The following is a 19,955-nucleotide window of genomic DNA, read 5'->3' as shown; positions in this document are numbered from 1 at the left end:
ATAGTATCCGATTACGCCAAACAGAGATTCTTATGACCAGCAATGACCCCATCTCTCTGACGACGGTTTCAGCGGCATTTATTCAGGATTGGCTAGATGCACTTGGGTCTCGTTGCACTGTGGAAGAGATGGATTCGCTGCTTGAACGCTCGGGCCTTCAAACCAGTCCGATGGCACCAACTCAACGTGTCACACTGAATGAAATAGCCCGGCTGTATCAACTTGCCGCGCCTGAGACTGGGGACGAAATGATGGGTCTCTGGAGCCGACCGATCCGGCCACGCGCATTGCAGCATCTTGTGACGGTTCAACGCGGAGCGAGCAGCCTGACCTCGGCTCTCTATCGGTTCTCGACGTTCTGGAACTTGCTTCTGGATGACTTCTACTTTGACTTGCGGAACAAACCGGACGAAGTGGAGTTGGCATTGGTACCTTACTTAGGCGAAACTCAGCCGCAGCGTTTCGGCCACATGCTGATCCTGAAGCTGGCGCATGGGCTGCTATCCTGGCTCAGCGGGTCTGAAACACCGGTGCAAACGGTTTGCTTTGCCTTTGCCCGCCCGGAATTTGCAGCCGATTATTCGGTTGTCTTCCCGTGCCCCGTCGAGTTCGATACCCCAGAAACCTGCATTCGCTTTGACCCACGCCAGTTCACCCGTTTGATAAGCCGCAGTCCTGCCGAGGCATCCGCGTTTCTTGAACGCGCGCCGCTGGATTGGATTTTTACTGGTTCACGCGCCCATACAAATAGTCTTCGAGTCCGAGCATTTCTTTATGGAGCGACATGGCAGACTTGCCAGCTTCCGGATGCTGCCCGGGCTCTTAAGATGACGCCTCGGACTTTGAACAGACGCTTGAAAGATGAGGGGACATCCTTTCAGGACATCAAAGATGCCCTGCGCCGAGACATCGCGATCCGTTCTCTTCAGCAAAGCACGGACAGCATAGATCAAATCGCGTTTGACACGGGCTTCTCGGCCCCTGCGAACTTTCATAGGGCCTTCCGAAAGTGGACAAACCGAACGCCTGGGTCATACCGTACATAAGAACTGAGCACCGGCGAATTAGGGTAAATCGCCTTCATTTAACCCAGGCTATTTCATGATCTAGTTCCTAACGGAACGGTGTTTCCCTGCTTTATCGACAGCCCGATAGAGGTACATCCGCTTGCCGAGAACACGTAGATAGTTTTCGTTGATAGGCCAGAATTTCAGCGTTGGCTGTTTCTTCGATTGCACCCGCGCTGCAACCAACGGCGAGTACCTCTTCACTCACCAGTACCAGCTCAATCAGATTCATGGATGCGATCTCTAAAGGTCGGACACGGGTAGGCACTGGTAAAAAGCTCCGAACGCAACGAAAATGGGGGCTGACAACATTCAATTGCCAACCCCGTCTTTTCTCTCAATTACGTATCAGAACTCGATCTCTGCCATGAGGCGCAGCGAACGACCTGGTTCGTTCAGAGCAACCACTTCACCCACGAATTCTTGCCCATAGGTCGCGCGGTTTGCATAAGTCTCATCGAATAGATTGCTAACCTCGGCCCGAAGGGTCAGGTTTTGCATCTTTTTCGGAGAGTATTGAGCAAATACGTTGACTACGGTGTAACCTGGCAGTTCTGGACCACGCCCGCCTGTAGCGAAATCGTACGTGTCATCGTAGTCAAACGCCACTTGTGCATCGCCACCAATTAGAACCCCGTTGTTGAACTGATGCGCTGCTTGCAATGATACAAACTCGCCCATCGGCATAGTCAGATAGTTACCGGTGAAGGAGTCCGCGGTGCGGCCATTGATGTCCGTATCAATGTTGGCATAGCCCACTCTTACGAAGCCACCATTCCACGCATATCCAAAGCCCAGTTCGTATCCCTTAGATTCAAGATCCGCTGTCTCCGCTGGCCCGGCGCGATAGGATGCAGCGCGGGCATTGTCAATTTTAGTATGGAAGTACTTGGCGTTAGCCACCCAGACTCCAACATCATACTTGGCCGCGACAAACACGTTTTCGGAGGTAACATCTTCGATCCCTGTTGCCGGATAGCTCCAGGCTGGGTTCATGATGAAGTTCTCAGCCAGTTCGATACCGCCCCAGACATTCGAATATCCGGCGCTTACGGTGAATTGATCCGTGATGTTGTATTGCGCCGCAAAGTTACCCGAAATTCCGCTGGTAGACTGTTTGGAACCGTCAACTCCGGTGAAGTCTTGAAAATCGCCACGCAGACCGAAGGAAAGGTCAGTCCGATCATTGGGCCGCATACGGACCTGCGCAAAAACACCAATGTTCCGCAGCTTCTCTGAAGCCGCTTCATCCCGATTTGAGAACCGCAGTGACTTGTAGTCCGTATCAGCAGTATCATTGTAGAAATCCAGTCCGGCATTGATTTCGGTCCACCCAAAATCGAAGCGGTTGGAGATCTCACCGTTGAAACTGTCGGTCTTGCCGGAAACAGTCTGGTTCGTCGGCAGACCGGATTCGTCCAGGAACAGTTCGGAACTGCTATATGCAAGAAGAACTTTGGGGTCCCACAACCCCTTGGGTTCGGCTTCGGTATAAGTGAAAACCACGTTCTCGCGTTTCAGATCATATGGGCGTGTGAGTGGCACGGGACGCCCACCAATGATTTGACCGATATTAGCCCGATAGGGTCGCACTTCGTCATCTCTGACGCGTTCATACGACAGCTCGAACCGGCTGCCTTCCTCAGTTTGATATGCGGTTTTTACCAATCCGCTTAACAAGTCTGTGGCGGACCCGATGATTTCGTTTCCACTACCATCCTTTTGCGTGTTCCCGGTCGCGTATTTTAGGTAGCCCAAGTATTCGAAGCCACTTTGTTGGCCATAGAGCGTGAGGCTGTTGGCTACGATGTCACCGTTCGACTGATACTCGAACCGGTACCTACCCCCGAAATTGGCGTCTTCGGACAGCAGGTCCGCTACATCCTTGGTCTCGTAGGCCAAGGCCCCCGCAAGTGCACCGGGACCTGCGTCCGCAGGGGCTACACCGGGATCAATCCGCGCGGCCTTGAGCAACCCCGGATCGACCAAAGTCGTCGTGTTGTGGTGGAAGATCTTATTGTTCTGGCGCGCTCCGTCGATAGAGATTGCCAGATTGTTTTCCTCAATTCCGTTGACGTAGAGTTTCTGAGACAATGGGATCGAGCTGCCAACCTGTACAGTCGGCTCCGCCACAAACAACTCAGAAAGATCAGAAGGATTGGTAAGTGCCAGTTCGTCGCTGGTGATATCGATTTCCTCACCTTCCGGATCTTCCAGAGTTGGTGCTGAAATCAAAATTGTCCCCAAGAATATGTCATCTTCTGCATGTGCTGCCAGCGGCAGCAAGCCAGTGGCAACATAGGCCAGATATCGGTGTGCTTTCATGTCCTAACCCGTTCTTTTGTATTTTTATCGTTTGGCTAGGTGGTTGAATGGCTACCGATTTGCGGTTATTTGGCACAGTCAAAATTGTACTTCAACACATAAAATACAATTAGGGAAGAAACACCGATCCTGCCACGCTAAAATCACTCACTCAGAAAACCGACCTAGTTCTGGACTGTCCCATGTGCCAGAACACTATGGACCCCCGCTCAGCCAGTCATCGTGACAGCCAAGCCTTGATCATGAGGACTGTTATGTACAAAAAGCTCGCTGTTGCGTTGTGTCTGCTGGCATCACCACTTTCGGCGCAAACTGTTTCAATCGAAACCTATCGTGGCCATCAGGATGTACCTGTCACACCTGGCAAAATCGCTGTGTTTGACATGGCTGCTCTGGACAGTCTGCTGGCTCTGGGAGTCGTACCAGATGCCACGATACACCCAGTCTATGTGGACTATTTGGCAGAGGCGACCAACAGCGCCGCGCATGTCGGTACGTTGTTCGAGCCAGATTACGAAGCAATCGCTGCAATTGCTCCTGATCTGGTGATAGCCGGCGGTCGGTCTTACAAGGCTGTGCCCAAGCTGAACAAGATCGCCCCGACAATCGACATGACGATCTGGGAAGACACAGTGGGCCAGGGCCTGGACCGTTTGGAAGCTTATGGCGAAATCTTTGACAAGCAGGCAGAGGCCGCCGCGCTTGCGCAAGCGTTCGAAGCTAAAGTTGAAGCGACACGCAATTCCACCTCGGGTCAAGGATCAGCTCTTGTCGTAATGACCAACGGCCCCAAAATCTCAGCCTATGGCCCTGAAGGACGCTTTGGCTGGCTATACGACACGGTGGGGTTGAAGCCGGCTGTCGAAAATATCGAATCCTCCACCCATGGTGAAGCGATCAGTTTTGAGTTTATCCATGACGCCAATCCCGATGTCCTGATTGTAATCGACCGCATGGCTGCCATCGGGCAAGATGGTGACGCCGCGCAGACCGTTCTGGACAACCCATTGGTGCAGGAAACCAAAGCCTGGGAGACTGGTAAGGTCATCTATCTCGACAGCACGCCGCTTTATATTGCGGCAGGCGGCATCCAATCCATGACGCTGACTTTGGATCAGATCGCAGCTGCATTTGAGGCTGATTAATCTGTGCGCACACTGCGATTAGAAATATGGGTAGGGCTAGGTGTAATTCTGGCCCTGTCAGTAGTCTCGCTCGGTGTTGGTGTAATCAAGCTGTCGTGGGAACAAGCATTTAGTGATCCCGAAGCACTACGCGTTCTGATTGTCATCCGCCTACCCCGCACCCTGGCCGTTCTTATCACAGGCGCTGTTCTTGCCATGGCTGGCATCATTCTGCAGGCCATCGTTCGCAATCGGTTCGTAGAACCCATGACGACGGGCACCGGACAAGGGGCAGCTTTGGGGATACTGTTGGCTACAATTCTGATCCCGACCGCGCCATTGATCCTGCGCATGGGATTGGCAGCAACAACCGCCTTGGCCGCTTCGCTGGGATTTCTGGCCATCGTTCGGCGTCTGCCAGTAACCCAACCTTTGTTGGTGCCGCTGGTAGGGCTGATCTATGGTGCGCTCCTGGGGGCAGTATCCGTGTTCTTCGCCTATCAGTTTGACTTGCAGCAAAGCATTGCAATTTGGACCACGGGTGAGTTTTCCGGCGTTCTGAAAGGCCGCTACGAACTGCTGTGGCTGGCCGCGTTGGCTGGGGGACTAGTCTATCTGATTGCAGATCAATTGGCGATCATCGGTATGGGGCAAACCATGGCGACCGGGTTGGGTGTGAACTATTGGCAGATCATGGCGGCAGGGCTGCTGGTGATTTCCCTGGTAACGGCGCTGACCGTGGTAACCGTGGGCATGATCCCATTTGTAGGATTGGTCGTACCCAACATTATCTCGCGGCGCTATGGCGACAACCTGCGCCAGACCCTGCCGTTAGTAGCGCTGACCGGAGCCGGGCTGGTGCTGATCTCTGACATATTGGGGCGCATACTGCGCTTTCCCTTCGAAATCCCAGTGGGCTCGGTCTTTGGCGTGATCGGAGCAGTGTTTTTCTTGATGATCCTGTATTCGAGGTCACGCAGTGCCTACTAAATTGTTGGCCGGCCTGAGCCTGGCTTTCGCCTTGATTTGCGTAGCTTACATGACCGTTGACGCCAAAGCGGGTTGGGATTTTATCCTTCCGTTTCGTGGCACCAAGTTGTTGGCGCTGGTGGTGGTTGGTGTGGCTGTCAGCACCGCCACCGTTTTGTTTCAAACTATCTCGGGGAACCAGATCCTCACTCCGTCGATCATGGGGTTCGATGCACTTTATGTATTGATCCTGACCGGATCGGTTTACGCTTTAGGCGGGTTGGTCGTGGCTGATCTGGCACCCATCAAGACGTTTCTGATAACGGGCTCGATGATGGTGGTTGTTTCTCTACTGCTTTTTGGATCCCTGCTGCTGGACAACAGGCAGGATTTGTTCCGCATGATCCTGACCGGAGTGATACTGGCTACATTATTCAGGTCGCTTACCTCATTCCTGCAAAGGATAGTCGATCCCAACGAATTTGCATTCATACAGGTGGCCAGCTACGCGAGGTTCAACGATCTGTCGATTGACACGCTGGCCATTGCAGCTCCGCTGACGGCACTCGCCGTAGTCTCCGCCTGGTCTATGCGATTTCGTCTGGATGTACTCATGCTAGGCCGTAACATCTCTATCGGTTTGGGTGAGAATCCTCATCGCGGATATCTAGTGACTTTGCTGCTGGTGGCGGTATTGGTCTCGGTATCCACTGCTCTGGTCGGTCCCGTGGCCTTTTTGGGCCTGCTGGTTGTGTCCTTGGCGCGGTTTGTCCTACCCAGCCCTTACCATTCCCATCTCTTACCGGTTGCTGCATTGATCTCGGCCATCACGCTGGTCGGAGGGCAACTGCTGATGGAGCGTGTTTTTCGCCTTGTCACACCTTTGTCAGTGGTCATTGACCTTGTCGGTGGGCTGGTGTTCCTGACCCTTATTCTGAAGAGTTTACGCAGATGATTACAGCCTCCAACATCACTCATCAGCATAACGGAAAACCAGTTTTGAAAGACGTTTCCGTTCAGATCCCCGGCGGCGGGATCACGGCGCTGGTCGGTCCAAATGGGGCTGGAAAATCAACGCTGCTCAGTCTGATCGCACGATTGCAACCTTTGCAAAGTGGGCAAGTCTTGGTCAACGGACTGGACGTGCAGACCACGCCTGCACGGAACATGGCCCGGACATTGGCAATCCTGCCCCAAACGACCGAGGTTACCCCCCGCCTCACAGTCGCCGAACTGGTTGGCTTTGGACGCTACCCGCATCATCGTGGGCGCCCAGGACCGCAGGACGTTGCCAAAGTCGATGAGGCAATTGAAACATTTGATTTGACAGATTTCCGCGATCGACCCTTGGACAGTCTTTCTGGTGGCCAACGCCAGCGTGCATTTGTGGCAATGGTTTTCGCCCAGGACACCGAATATGTGCTGCTGGACGAGCCGCTAAACAATCTCGACATTGCCGCCAGCCGTTCTCTGATGCAGACTCTGCAAGGTCTCACGCGTGATCACGGTCGAACCGTGGTGATCGTACTGCATGACATCAACTATGCATGTGCCTACGCAGACACCATGATTACATTGACTGACGGGCGGTTGGGCCCCTGCGGCACTCCCGGTGACATAGTTTCGGATGCTATGATGCAGCAGGTCTTTCGAACCGACGCTCGTATCCTCAGAGTTGGGGACAGGGTGTTGGTTGAAGCCTGATTGAAACACATCAGATGACTTAGTCGATTGCCGCGGCGGCAAAGCAAGGCGCCAGTTTTGTCTTGGCCTATTCAGGGCAAGTGGTCCTTCAGGAACGCTTGTACGGATGCCACCAAGCCCCGTTCGTCATGTGACACACCGGAGATGAGATCAAACTGCACAGAGCACCCCGCTGTTTCAAGCGAAGTAGCCAAACTGCGAAGCCTGTCAATTCGGGTACGTCCAGTATCGTTGATACCTGGGGTCCAGAACAGCTCATCAGGTTCTACCGTGATCTCCCAAGTGTCGGTGTCCTTCGAGCCAACCACGCATTGAACCGGCACTTGCTCGATCAGATCGGGCTTGATCTCACCACCCAGATAATCGGCCATTCCTTCCAATCCCAATGGATACCGCTTGGTTTGATTACACAGCGTCACCACCCCGGGTGCGCCAATTGAGACAGCGCTCAGACGGTCGGGGTGTGCATAGAGAAACCGATGGGCGAAATGTCCGCCTCCGGAAAAGCCATGAAGCAAGAACTTGTCAGATTGAACGCGGTAACGCGCGGCAACCTCATCCACCATCGACAACAGGGAAAGATCGAACCGGAAATCCCGCGCCCGCAACAGTTTGTAGTTCTCCTGATCGCCAACAAACAACAGATTGCACGGAAACAAAGGTGCAAGCACGATCGCTTTTTGCTGTTCAGCAAACTCGGCAAACCCGTCCCGATACAGATGTGCCCCTCTTTCCGTACCGTGCACTAGCACCACCAGCGGATAGATCCGGTCATCATCTGTTTTGTAATCCATCGGCACATACAGGCAGTAGCTGAGCCGTGGTTCGCTTTGGAGCGCATAAAACGGTGTGTACCCCTTATCGTAGTACCCAAGCGGTAACGCCGCATTTGCGGCTTGTGCCTTCGATTCCATCTGCATTCTCCACCGGTGGTTACACGCTGCGCTCGTCAGTGATTTGCATTTTTCACGACAAAGTACACTTGCGATTAACCTTTGAAAACCGTAAAGAAATTAGCATGTCAGATATTTCGCCTCCTGCTCGGAAGGTATCGGATCTTCAACGCGAGTTGGCAGCACAAATTATGGATACTGCCGAAAAACGGGGCCTGGATTCTGGTGACCCTCTGAGAGAATCTGTATTTGCCAAGGAACTATCGGTGTCTCGAACTCCGGTCCGAGCCGCGTTGGATTTCTTATGTGAAATCGGCGTTGCCGAGCATCGGCCTCGCCGGGGGTATTTTCTATGCATTGATGCCGACAAGTTGCCCAATCTGGACTTTCAGACAACCGGTCAGCAGGCTTACAAGCTTTATCACAAAATTATCGACGCCTATTTCGCAGGCGACCTGTGTGATCGGATCAGTGAGGCCGAACTGATGCGGCGCTTTCAGACCGAGCGCGCTCCATTGCAAGAAGCCCTGTTCCGCCTATCCAACGAAGGTTTAGTGCGACAGAATCCAGGTTATGGATGGCAGGTCACACCATTGGCAAAATCGCGCGAGGCAGAAGCGGAGGATATGTTCCGGTTTCGACTGCTTCTGGAACCAGCCGTTTTCCTTGAACCCGGATACACCGTGGACTCAGAGAGGATAGCCGAACTCCGACTTGAGCAGACCCACCTGATCGACACGATCATGACAGATTTCGACCTGACATTGGTATATGAGTCCAACATCCGCCTGCACGGCACCCTAATCTCTTTTTGCCGGAACAGGTTCTTCATACGCGCGCTGGATTCCGATGAACCAGCTGGTCGGATAAAGGAGTATCAAAACTACCAGAACAAGGTGCGCACTCTGCAGGCCTGCCACGAGCATGTTGCCATTCTGGATGCCGTCGATGCTGGCGATCTGGACCGGGCTTCGGACTTGATGCGAGCGCATATCTTATCTGCCAAAGAGGCGAGTAAGTGAACAAACCAATATTTGATGAGCAGGGCCGAGGGAATCTGTTGCAACTGCTCAGGTTAGACCGCGAAGAGTGCTGCGTGAGTGCAATGTCGGCAATGTCCAATAATTCGCCTTTATTCTGTTCCACATCCAATATCTGATTTGCACCGCTCGTAACTTGCTGCACGCTTGACACTCAGGCTACTTATCAAGCTCCGCTTTGGGCTCGAAGCGAATGCAGAGGTGAGGTACTGGGCAGGGCTTCCACCTTTGCACACATGATCACTCCTTGCTGCTGGACGCCTCGAGCATTCGGAAACAACCTCATACTTGCCCAACACAGACTCGGTCAGAATTGGTACTGGTGGCAAGTACAAACAGAATTCCAAGTAACCCAGAGCAGTTACATCCTGTAAGCATACTTTTTCCTTGTTGAAACATGGATCGATTGGTGGAGGATTTGGTTCGTCCTAGAAGACGTATTGAAAGGACAGTGTTCCACGAATCTCGTAGTTGTCGCTACCGCCGAAAAACCCGTCCGCACCCACTGAGAATACCCCGCGACCATCGCGTGTCTGCTGGCGGAGCCCACCCCCAATAAACCCGCGAATGAGCTGGTCATCATAGGTTGGATTCAAGGTAATCTCAGAGCCTAGTACACTTGCGTTTCGCGACGCGTCTCCCAGTGTGAACTGCCCGTCGATGCCCGCCGTTAATTCCAACAGCGCGTCCGGACCTGCGCCCAGAGAGAACTCGTGCGGTAGTGTGACCTGAGCCCGGGCATTCACGTAGTCACTCTGACTGCCATCTACCGTGATTGGGCTGGCAACCCCAGTTTCGGTGTATCCATCTTCGGACGTATGTAGATAGCTGAGCTGCAGGCTGGCCAAAATCGGTCTGTTCGCCAGCACATTATCGAGCCGAGCTCCAAACTCGATAGAAGGCGACAGGAAGTAACCATCATAATCGTAAGTGCCGGTCTCAACCCCACCTGCAGCCAGGTTGTTAAATACTTGCCTGTTGCCATCAGAACTTAGCTGCCCCCCGACAATCGATGCACGAATGTAGTTGGATCCAAAGTCGCTGTGGTACCGACCACCGACGAAAATAGATTTAGTGGTAAGCGAATTGCCTGAGTTGTCTGAGGTTATGTCACCGGTTGCAACACCGCCGAACAAACCAACCAGCGAGCCGTAGGCTGTAGGCAGGTCCACGCCACCGATCACGCCACCATAGCTATCTTGAAGAATACCGGCCCCTGATACCTGATTTTGCCCTCCGAAACCGGTAAACCAGACATTTTTTTGGGTCCCGTTTTCGCGCCTGATCAAAGGAATACGAGTCCCAGTGTTGCCTGCGACATCAGAAATTGAGCGAACCAGATCGTTGGCAAAGATGTCAGATCCGGCGAACCCGGCAGGGTCGATCACAACAATCGTGTCATTACTAACAACAAATGGCGAACCTGCAGTGTCTCCAACAGAAGGCACATCGTTCTTGAACGTCAGATCAAGGTTCATTCCGGGATCAGTGTTCAGAGTGCTCGAACCGACAATATCGATCAAGCCCTGGATGTTGGACCCTTGGCGCAGAAAGAGATCCGTGCCAGTGCTCGCATTGATTTCGAACGCCACGGTGTTGCCTTTGATCAAACCGCTATTGGTGAAAGCTGTGGCGTCATTCAGAACAACACCAACGTCATCTCTGCTTGAAATCGTTCCGGTATTAACGAATGAGGATATGACACCGGTGTTTTCAAAGCCTGCGTTGAGCCGTCCCGTAATGGTACCGTGGTTTTCGAAACTGCCTACGTCTCCGTCGATACCAAGCCCGAGTTCGTGACCTTCAATCCGACCCGCATTGAAAAAGGTTTTGATTTGTCCAGAAATCGCGCCCGAAGCGTTATCGCTGGAAATAGTGCCGGTATTGACGAAATTTTTGACGTCCCTGAGCGCAAGGCCGACACTGCCGTTCCCGTAAATCACACCGCTGTTGTTCAGCGATGTCATGGTTCCGTCGCTAAGAACACCTACTTGCGCGCCGCTTATTGTGCCCGAATTTGCAAATGTCGAAATCCCGCTACTGGCTGTCACACCATTGCCATCATGAGAAATAATCTGTCCAGTATTGTCCAATAGAGCGACTTGGCCGTCGATGGATACTCCGTCACTATTTAGCGACTCGATGAAACCATCATTTCTCAATACCCCCAAACCTCCACCAATTGCGATCGCGCCTTGCCCCCCGCGAATGACCCCTTGATTAGAGAGCTCGCCCACATTCCCGACGGAACGAATGGCGTTAAATGTGCCCAGTATCTCGCCGGAATTCAGGATCTGACCAATGTCAGCCTCACCAAATATTCCGAAAACATCCGTGCCTTGGATTTTACCCGTGTTTTGGATCGTGCCGATCGATCCTGTTCCATGGAATCCGACGTCATCGCCTAGTATCAACCCGTCGTTTACAACGGTCTGGCTCGTACCTCCGACCCGAACCCCGGTTCCGGAGACGCCGTTAATGACACCGGTCGCATCATTATGAAGGTAGGTCAGTGATGAGCTGGGTGAAAGGAAGTGTATCCCGTCGACATTGCCAACAATTTCACCAGAGTTCTCGAGTCGAAGCGTACTTGTTGCCAACCAGAGCGCTGTAGAGTTGACCGAACGTATTTTACCGTTGTTGATGACCTCAAGCGCTGCGTCCGCTTCGCCTGCCAGTACAGTACTATCAAGGTTGGATACGGTCCCACCGCTTTCAACATGCAAGGTCGAGTTATCAAACAGCAATACCTGATTGTTTATCGCATCCCCTGGATTCACAATCAGAGTGTCACCGGGATCGACGATCACCTGCGCCGAAACCACCCCAACCGTAAGCAGCGCTGCAATTGATGTACTGCCGAACAATTTGATCAGATGTGTCTCTGGAAACATGCGTACTCACTTCCCCGTTGCAATTTTGAGGGAGCGATAGAATGCTGACATGTCAGGCTTGTTTCGGGTAATGTATCAATTATGTCAGTACCTTGTTGAATTCTTGGAAGAAGGCACTCTAAGAAACGCAGAGGTTTTTCTGGTCATTGATTGGTGCGACACGGCAAACAGGATTGTCGTCGTCTTCGCGATTTCGAAAATCGAGCGATCCTGCTGACGACGGGACATTCCCAGTCGAGACCGCAGCAGGACCGCTATCACCACTTAGGTCTCGTATTCTTCTAATACGTACCCGCTCAGGTAAGACTTGGATGCGATCTTTCTGAATGGTTGCGGACTTACCTTACCACCGAAAAGAGATACACCGTCGCCATAAACGAAAGGCGCGCGCTTAAGAACGACCCTATCGATCAGGCCTTCTTTCAAAAGCCATCCAGCAAACAAACCGCCTCCGCAAAGGTAGATTGGTCCCTTCGCATTCGATTTAAGTTCCCTAATTAAATGGGTTGTTGCCGACCTGCATATCTTCACATCGCTGTTTTTCAGATCACCAATGGACTGAGAAAACACGATCGTCTCCATGTGCGGATAAGGATTTTGACCCGGTTCCAGGCCATATTTGTATCCAAACTGATATGTTGATCGGCCCATGATTGCCGTCGTGTATGTAGCCATACGCGCATGGTAGTCTTCGACGACCGGTCCTTCATTGGCGAACATTGAGATGTCACCGGATGGACCAGATATAAACCCGTCCAGTGAGACGGCGACGTCATAGATAATGGGATGCATTGTGTGCTCCGAGAAAGTTAATCCAACTATTGCCGTTTGGGCTGGCTGCGTGATTGGACTTACTTGATCACTTTCAGGGCACTCCTATTGCTCATGATTGGATACTGTTGCGTGGTAAGAAAAACCAGCACCATATCGGTCTGTGTTCGGTGCAGCAATTTAACCAAAAACATAGCCGATACCGTGAACAGTACGGATCACCTCGGGCTTTTCAGGGTTTTTTTCGACCTTGCGACGGATGCGCGATATTCTGAGGTCAATTGATCGATCGAATGGTTCCCAACCCCGATCATGCGCCTTGGCCAGCAGTTGATCACGGTTCAGAATCCGACCACGATTTTCGGCAAAAACCCTCAGCAGACTAAACTCCATGGCGGTTATCGCAATTTCAGAACCGTCTTCGGCAAATAAGCGGGCGCTATCGAGGTCAAGATGGCAGGTCCCAAAGGGCACCGTGCCGCTGAGACGATCATGTTTTTCCTGCTCGGTTTCCCGGATGGCGCTGCGCCGGATCGCCGCTTTGATCCGCGCTTGCAATTCGCGAAGATCAACTGGTTTGACAAGATAGTCATCGGCCCCGAACTCCAGACCCAGAACCTTGTCTACTACGTCTCCGGCAGCTGTCAGCATCATCACCGGCACCTGAGAATCCATCCGGATATCCCGCAAGGCCGTGAAACCGTCCTTACCGGGCATACGCACATCCAACAGCACCAGATCGGGTTCTTGTTTGGCCAAAAGCGCCATTAGCTCTGCGGCGTTTTCAACCTCTTGCACGGCATAGCCACATTCGCTCAGGTGATCTGCGAGCATCTTGCGCAAGGGTGCTTCGTCGTCGCAGATGATAACGGAATGATACATAGGCTATTCCAGTTCGTAGAGCACGAGCCGGATCAACGTCAAAAGCTCGCGTTTAATGATTGGTTTTTCGATATAGGGGCGTTTTGATCGTGCAAAGAATTCACGGACATTCTCACTCAGGGCATCACCGGTTATGAAACCCACGCGATTGGCGCTATTCGGTGAAATCAGGCGCAGGGCTTCATAGAACGCTTCGCCATCCATATCGGGCATTTTGAAATCGCTCAGGATCACATCAAATTCCCTGGCCTCGGCCATGTGCAGCGCCTTACGGGGCGTGGTCGTCATTTCGACCGAATGGCCTTCGTCGGTGAGTATGTCCGAAAGCAATTGCGCCACGCCGGCCTCGTCATCAACCACCAGACAGGACAGCGACTTCGACGGCGTGGGGGCCAATCGATCCAGCTCGTTCCGCGTGTTGTCATCATGGACCGCATTCAGCTTGACGTAAAAACTTGTGCCTTCACCCGGAACAGATCGCAATGACAACTCACCTTCGTGGCCTTCGATAATCTTATGGCTAAAGGCAAGCCCAACGCCGGTCCCTTCGCCGACTTCCTTAGTGGTAAAGAATGGTTCGAAAACCCGGTTCTGAATGTCTGCAGGAATACCCGGACCGTTGTCGCGGATTTCGACCACGGTTCGGTTCTCGTCGACATCGTGATACGACCGCACAAGAATGCGGCCTTCCTCGCGCTGTTCGTGAAGAGCGTGGCCAGCATTGACAATGAGATTGCTGAAAACCTGCGCCAGCTGATCGAAATCACCCGCAATCGGAGGCGCGGTCGCGTCTAGATCAGTCTCGACAACAGTGCCGTTGGTTTTCAGCGAGTAGCCCGACACCTCCAATGCTGTCGCCACGACGTCGTTAAGCGAACAGATATCTATCCGGGTTGGACGCTGACGTGCCATCGCAAGAAAGGTTTTTACGATCTTTCCCGCGCGTTCGGCGGACTGGCACATCAGATCAATCCGTTCGGACAGCACGGGATCGCTCACCTTGCCCTGCAACATCTGGCTATATCCGAAAATCACCGACAATGGATTGTTCAGCTCATGCGCAACGCCGGCCAGCAGTTCCCCAAGGGCCGAGAGCTTTTCGTTCTGATGAGCCACCTCACGCTGTTGTTCCAGCTCTGCCTCGGCGCGGATCTGTTCGGTGATTTCCCGATAGGACAGCAGAAATCCACCCAGCGCGGTGACATTCGAGCTTCCTAGAAAAACCCTGCCATCAGAGGTTTGCAGCGGAAACTCGCGTCCGTAGTTGTAGATTAAGGCCATTCCGGCGGCAAAGTAGTCTTCCTTACTCATACCCTCCGGGCGCAGGTAATAATCAGAGTCGACAATGGACCAGAAAAACTCATTTCCAGGGTCACCAGGCTGCGGATCCAACCCCGTAGGCTCGATCATCGCGTACCACGCCTTATTGGCCAGCACGAACTTCTCATCCGCATCAAACAAAACCAGAGGGTAGTCCACTGCATCGATAGCGCCGTTCACGGCTTCGAGCCGCGTCGCCTCAGCCCTACGCTGATTAGTCAGATCGCGTACAAACAACAGGGATCCGCCGTACGCGGTCAAATGTGAGGCACCCACATAGTGTTTGCCCTCTGCGGTGCGTATCTCTACCTGTTTCCCGTGCTGGGACATCTCGGTCATCAGCCAATTGATGTAATCCTCTTGGCTCTGATCCGCAGGGATATCGTAGAAGCCGTCCTTGACCAGCTCGATAACCTTTTCGACAACTTCGTCGCCGGGTTCAGGAGTAAGATGCGGCCGCGCACCATACATCATGTTCTTCCACGCCGTGTTGGCAAAGACGAAACGCATGTTCTCATCGCAAAGAACGAGACCTTCATCCAATGCCTGAAACGCATCTAGCAACATGTCACGCGCTGATTGATCGGGCGTTTTCGCTTCCTCGAGAAACTGCAAGCGCACCAGTGCCCTGCCGCCTAAGGTAATTTTGGTAGTGGCGGCAATGGTGCACCCGTCCGCGTTTCTGAACTCAAATACCTGCCCCGGATCAGTAGGCACTCCAACAGAACGCGAAAGCATCGCCTCATCCATGCCATCTACCGGCTGAAGATAGCCCGTTCCAAAAAAGCCAAGCGCGACCTGTTGAGATGAGGTTCCTTCAGCGGGTCGTGGATGACCTGATGGCGCCAGCATTTCCATGTATTTGTCATTACACAGAAGAAAACTGCCATCGATATCAAATAGTGCGACCCCTTCGTCCATGGCATTGAGCAGGTCTTCGAACTGGGTGACATCGATTTGTGAACTACCCTCGACACAGGTTGCCATATCCTGAGCTGTCGTCATTTTCGCTGTCCTCTAAGACCGGTTGGATCAAGGCGGTGCACTTGCTGGCTCAGATCAGTTTGTCGGGAGATGCGGTAGCCGACAAGCCATAACCTGAACCCACAAGATAGCTTCACGGTTCGATAACGTACCAAGCGTTATCAACAAAAACCCATCGCGTTCCGCTGGTCCATTCATACTGCCCACCATCCTGCTCAAGGTGAACAACAACAGGCGGCTGACTGGAGGGGGCCAAAACTTCCCAGGCCAACCCATCCAAGACCGGTGTCAAAGTCAGGTTTTGCATTAGGGTAATTTCGCCTTCCGTCAGCATCTTGGTGACATGAGCATTGATCCGCTCCATCGGAGCACCGCTTTCAGCCATTTTGGTCAGAAGAGGTTCGTGGAAAGCAAATACGGTTTCGACATCTCGCCTTTGAACTGCGGCCTGTAGCTCTTTTACCGCATCAAGCAGGCCCTTGCCGTCGCTTATAACTGCCCCGGGAAAAAAAGCCTCAACCGGGCTCTGGCTATCGAAGACCAATTCTTGCTCTCCATCGCCGTGAATTTCCACCGAAGCCAGAGATTGTTCGTTCGGAAATTCGCCCTCGCATCCTTCATGCACTGCGAAATAAGCTACATCCTGCGCGCCCTTGGCGTCATACGTAACCGTAATTGTATTCTCACCATCCATTAAACCCTGATCGAGTTTCACAACACCTGAATAGCTATCTCCTGCCATTACCAGAACACCGTTCAGTCGAATGTCGAAGTAGCCTCCATCTGTCTTGTAATTCACTTGGTGCATGGGCTGACATCCCAGTGCCGATTTGGAAAGCAGTAACACCAGTGCTGCTGATGCAAATCCGGTACGACTTTGGCCACTCATTCTCTCGCTCTCTCCCGCTGCAGGTGAACCTGGGCAGGTCAACAGGTTCCATTTACTCAAACCATCAGGCTAAGGCCGGTTTGTGTCAGAGAAACATTGCAAGATGTATCAATTGTATCATTTGCCAGAGGGTCGCCTTTATATGAAAAGGTCAGCCACTTTTGATAACCTCAGCCAGCTTCTTTGCCAGCTTGGTGGCCAACGCCGATCGTCGATGGGAAATCCCGGCTTTACGTGTTCCTGCGTTTCTATCCGCAAGTGGTACCCAGACGACATCTTCACGGTATCTGGCATGTGAGCGTGGGGTGAAAGCGATGCCAAGATCCGCCGCAACCAGATCCATCAACTGTGGGTCGTTCATAGTCTGCGCAGCGGGCGCTGCGCTGAGTGCATTCATATCCATATGATCAGCGTTCGGGCAGTAAGGCCTGTGAATTACTGGGTGCCTACAAACATCCTCCAGTCGCACCTCGCTCAGGGTGGCAAGCGGATGCTTACTTGAGAACGCCAAGCCAAAAGGCTCTTCCTCCAATAAAATGAAACTATGTGAAGCAGGAAGGCAGACGTCAGTAGTATAGGCGATGTCGCTATCCTTCGCATCGGCTGTAAAACTGAAGGCCAGATCGGAAAACTCGTGGCGAAGACTGCTGAGTCCTGACGCGAGGCTATTGATCAGCATATCTGGTGCGCAATGGATCCGGACATTCTGTTTCGGCTGATTTAGAATTCGGCTCTCGAGTGTTGTGAGATGAGCGACGCTGTTCAGCGCGTCATGGTAAAGCCGCGTCCCTAGCGGTGTTGGTGTTAAGCCAGTTTTTGAGCGTAGAAACAAAGATGCGCCAAGACGATCTTCAAGCTTTTGAATCGCAGCCGAGACTGTTGGCTGGCTAACGCCGTTCTCTCGTGCCGCTTTGCTAAAAGTCCTGACCTCATAGGCACTGACAAAATAGCGTAAGGAGTTTAGCTCTATCATAGATAATATCTATATCATTCATAATTGATATAGCAATTACCTTTACCATGCAGCGATGACAGACTCCATTCGTTAAACAAAGAGGAGTCTATGAACATGGAACCGAAATCTGCGATTGTTGAGGAAACAGTTATCGAACAAGTCATCGCCAAATTTGTTGCTGGTGATCCGACGATGTTTGAACTGATCGCGCAGGATATTGATTTTCGGATCGATCACTTTCGCGATGATACCGACATCAGTTGGCAGCAGGCAAAAAACCGCGATGAGCTGATGGTACTCGTTGGCCGATTGGGCGCAGAGGTGTTCCCCGAGGGCACAAAATCATTGGGCACAAATTGCGTAGAGCTAGGTGATGGCTGGTATCTGACTTCCTTTCGCCAGCAGTTTTTCTACGGCGTCCAACAAAGGGAAGTAAAAAGCCTTACGTATATCTTGTCTCACGAGGCGGATGGTCTGCTGGACTACTTCCGCGAGACGGTTACCAGTGTTGTCGAAGTGTAGGTTTTTCCCAAAGTAATAACTCAGTGCAGAGGGGATCTGACGTAAACCCTGCACTGAGCTGTTTCTCTCACTCATGGCACGCATTTTCCGAAGGAAGTAATCTTGCACGCCGCCTTCTAGTAGGAATGCGATAGAACCCCCGCACGATGTAGTTTCTGCGGTATGATGGACAGATCATCCTGCACGATGAATGTCTCTGCTACACCCTTTAGCGACACCGCTTCACTCACCCAATCCCGGACCGGTTTGATGTTCTCCAAAGTGATCCTTAGCCAGATTGAATGTGCGAAAACTTCATCAATCCGCACTAACAGATTGTAATGCGACACTCTCGATCCAGACTGATTATTGAAATGAGCCTGTTCCGCCGAATGATCGACAACAATGCCTTTGATCACCTTACCAGGTCGGATCGCCTCTGGCAGCGGTGCAAATACATCACCCGGCTGAAGTCTTTCAACGAGCTTCGGGTCATGAGCCCAGGTCACCAATCCGATCATCGTTCCGACGCCTGCCAACACAGCTGCCAGAAACACGACCCGATGATGTTGCCACAACCAGCTGAATCCGGCCTCAAGAGCCGAGGCCGAAGCGGTCTCAAGCTCGCCCTGATAGTCAACGGACCAACCGATTAGTCCAACGAAGAACAACCCAAGCAAACCCAATGTCGCAAAATGGAGCACGCCGGCCTTGATCGCCGACTTGGTCGTAAAAGACTGCCAGCCCAAAACATCCTGCTCACGCTGACCAAACCGCAGAGTTTTCTCCCATTGCAGATCGGCAAATCGGTCGACAAATACGTCGTTATCTTCGTAGGTACCGCCATGTGAAGTCACGATCTCACCTCCCCCTATAGTTGGATAAAGACGAAACACCTCGTTGTGCAGATCATGACCAACCACGACCGAGGAGTCTGGTTGGCCAAAATAGCGAGTATGGATCGTTCCGATCGTATCAGTCACCATCAACGTATGTACGGTCAGGACCCCCAGAAAGAGTATGCTCAAACCCCAGCGAGAAGCCCCACTCTCAAACCATGAAAACACAATCAATATGCCAGACACGCCAACTGTCATGCGACAGAAAAGGTCGAACAGAGCCAGTATCGCTACGGTAACCGATAACCAAATCCAATGGTTATAGTCTGAGTACCGCGGAGCTTCTGGAAACGACAACGTGGCAAGATCCTGTTCCATAGAGGGGACCAAAAACTGATATACGGTCAACAGCAGGGCGGAAACTAAGAGTAGCCCACCAAATACCCCTGAGGCGATCGGGATCATTCCGCTCATGCCTTCAAAGCTCTGCTGGCCCGAGTGGGTATAATGCCCCCAGAATGCGAAAGTGACGCTACCGATGCCGACTGCGAAAAGAGCAATACTGGTGGCAGTCATGCCACCGACTCGAAAATCCGTCTCTGACAGGTTCTGAATTCACCAACCCACAATTGTCCTACTAAAGGAGCGATGGCAGCACCGAGGCTTGGCAGTCGCTTGTGTGACATATTCCGGTCTTCCTCGGGGCGATTGTAGCGCGTTGGCGTTCAGCGGGATGAGAAGACTCTGGGTTCGAAATGTATCAGAGAAGCGCCAGTGATTGTATCAGTTGTATTTTCA

At 52.4% G+C, this 19,955-nt stretch carries 17 protein-coding genes; 7 read left to right on the top strand and 10 right to left on the bottom strand.

Translation table 11 applies throughout. The annotated features are described in order from the left end of the window. Positions 1-32 precede the first annotated feature (32 nt). Entirely contained in the window at positions 33-1,046 is a 1,014-nt protein-coding gene (locus GOX61_RS18600; protein ID WP_170336141.1) for an AraC family transcriptional regulator, read from the top strand. 60 nt (positions 1,047-1,106) lie between these two features. Here GOX61_RS18600 and GOX61_RS22640 read toward each other — a convergent pair whose 3' ends face one another. Continuing rightward, positions 1,107-1,238 (bottom strand): DDE-type integrase/transposase/recombinase, encoded by a 132-nt coding sequence (locus GOX61_RS22640; protein ID WP_367646984.1) that lies wholly within the window; start codon positions 1,236-1,238, stop codon positions 1,107-1,109. Between the two features lie 177 nt (positions 1,239-1,415). Further along, positions 1,416-3,392, bottom strand: coding sequence for a TonB-dependent receptor domain-containing protein (locus tag GOX61_RS18595; RefSeq protein WP_170336139.1), 1,977 nt, complete (start codon positions 3,390-3,392; stop codon positions 1,416-1,418). Positions 3,393-3,646: 254 nt separating this feature from the next. Between GOX61_RS18595 and GOX61_RS18590 the strand changes: the two genes are divergently transcribed. Genes GOX61_RS18590 through GOX61_RS18575 form a run of 4 tightly spaced genes read left to right on the top strand, consistent with a single transcriptional unit; the run spans position 3,647 to position 7,189 of the window. After that, positions 3,647-4,537: a siderophore ABC transporter substrate-binding protein gene (locus GOX61_RS18590; protein ID WP_170336137.1), complete on the top strand. Its 891-nt coding sequence runs from the start codon at positions 3,647-3,649 to the stop codon at positions 4,535-4,537. A gap of 3 nt (positions 4,538-4,540) precedes the next feature. After that, the gene (locus GOX61_RS18585; protein WP_170336135.1) at positions 4,541-5,506 is read left to right on the top strand and encodes an ABC transporter permease; all 966 of its coding nucleotides are present in this window, start codon (positions 4,541-4,543) and stop codon (positions 5,504-5,506) included. 49 nt (positions 5,507-5,555) lie between these two features. Beyond that, complete coding sequence (locus tag GOX61_RS18580) at positions 5,556-6,440, top strand: iron chelate uptake ABC transporter family permease subunit (RefSeq protein WP_170336133.1); 885 nt, start codon at positions 5,556-5,558, stop codon at positions 6,438-6,440. Beyond that, complete coding sequence (locus tag GOX61_RS18575; RefSeq protein ID WP_170336131.1) at positions 6,437-7,189, top strand: iron ABC transporter ATP-binding protein; 753 nt, start codon at positions 6,437-6,439, stop codon at positions 7,187-7,189. The genes GOX61_RS18580 and GOX61_RS18575 overlap by 4 nt, the downstream gene beginning before the upstream one ends. Positions 7,190-7,260: 71 nt before the next feature. On the opposite strand, the gene GOX61_RS18570 is transcribed toward GOX61_RS18575, so the two are convergent. Next, positions 7,261-8,103 (bottom strand): PHB depolymerase family esterase, encoded by an 843-nt coding sequence (locus GOX61_RS18570; protein ID WP_170336129.1) that lies wholly within the window; start codon positions 8,101-8,103, stop codon positions 7,261-7,263. Positions 8,104-8,207: 104 nt separating this feature from the next. On the opposite strand from GOX61_RS18570, the gene GOX61_RS18565 reads away from it, so the two are divergent. After that, positions 8,208-9,104, top strand: coding sequence for a GntR family transcriptional regulator (locus GOX61_RS18565; protein ID WP_170336127.1), 897 nt, complete (start codon positions 8,208-8,210; stop codon positions 9,102-9,104). Between the two features lie 446 nt (positions 9,105-9,550). On the opposite strand, the gene GOX61_RS18560 is transcribed toward GOX61_RS18565, so the two are convergent. From GOX61_RS18560 to GOX61_RS18535, 6 genes are all read right to left on the bottom strand, one after another. Beyond that, on the bottom strand, positions 9,551-12,016 hold the full coding sequence (locus tag GOX61_RS18560; protein WP_170336125.1) for an autotransporter outer membrane beta-barrel domain-containing protein: 2,466 nt from the start codon (positions 12,014-12,016) through the stop codon (positions 9,551-9,553). A gap of 264 nt (positions 12,017-12,280) precedes the next feature. Continuing rightward, complete coding sequence (locus GOX61_RS18555) at positions 12,281-12,808, bottom strand: dihydrofolate reductase family protein (protein ID WP_170336122.1); 528 nt, start codon at positions 12,806-12,808, stop codon at positions 12,281-12,283. Positions 12,809-12,967: 159 nt separating this feature from the next. Further along, a complete protein-coding gene (locus GOX61_RS18550) occupies positions 12,968-13,669 on the bottom strand; it encodes a response regulator (RefSeq protein ID WP_155147789.1) in 702 nt (233 codons plus the stop codon). Positions 13,670-13,672: 3 nt separating this feature from the next. Next, positions 13,673-15,994, bottom strand: a complete 2,322-nt coding sequence (locus tag GOX61_RS18545; protein ID WP_170336120.1) for an ATP-binding protein — start codon at positions 15,992-15,994, stop codon at positions 13,673-13,675. 112 nt (positions 15,995-16,106) lie between these two features. After that, positions 16,107-16,862, bottom strand: coding sequence for a hypothetical protein (locus GOX61_RS18540; RefSeq protein ID WP_170336119.1), 756 nt, complete (start codon positions 16,860-16,862; stop codon positions 16,107-16,109). Positions 16,863-17,013: 151 nt separating this feature from the next. After that, positions 17,014-17,835, bottom strand: a complete 822-nt coding sequence (locus GOX61_RS18535; RefSeq protein WP_170336117.1) for a LysR family transcriptional regulator — start codon at positions 17,833-17,835, stop codon at positions 17,014-17,016. Positions 17,836-17,931: 96 nt separating this feature from the next. On the opposite strand from GOX61_RS18535, the gene GOX61_RS18530 reads away from it, so the two are divergent. After that, on the top strand, positions 17,932-18,339 hold the full coding sequence (locus tag GOX61_RS18530; protein WP_254436920.1) for a hypothetical protein: 408 nt from the start codon (positions 17,932-17,934) through the stop codon (positions 18,337-18,339). A 116-nt stretch (positions 18,340-18,455) separates the two neighbouring features. On the opposite strand, the gene GOX61_RS18525 is transcribed toward GOX61_RS18530, so the two are convergent. Continuing rightward, positions 18,456-19,733: a hypothetical protein gene (locus GOX61_RS18525; protein WP_170336113.1), complete on the bottom strand. Its 1,278-nt coding sequence runs from the start codon at positions 19,731-19,733 to the stop codon at positions 18,456-18,458. Between the last annotated feature and the right edge of the window lie 222 nt (positions 19,734-19,955).

It is taken from the genome of Ruegeria arenilitoris, from assembly GCF_013030265.1.
In the GTDB taxonomy this organism is placed as follows: domain Bacteria; phylum Pseudomonadota; class Alphaproteobacteria; order Rhodobacterales; family Rhodobacteraceae; genus Ruegeria; species Ruegeria arenilitoris_E.
This window is presented reverse-complemented; position numbering and strand designations above follow the sequence as displayed.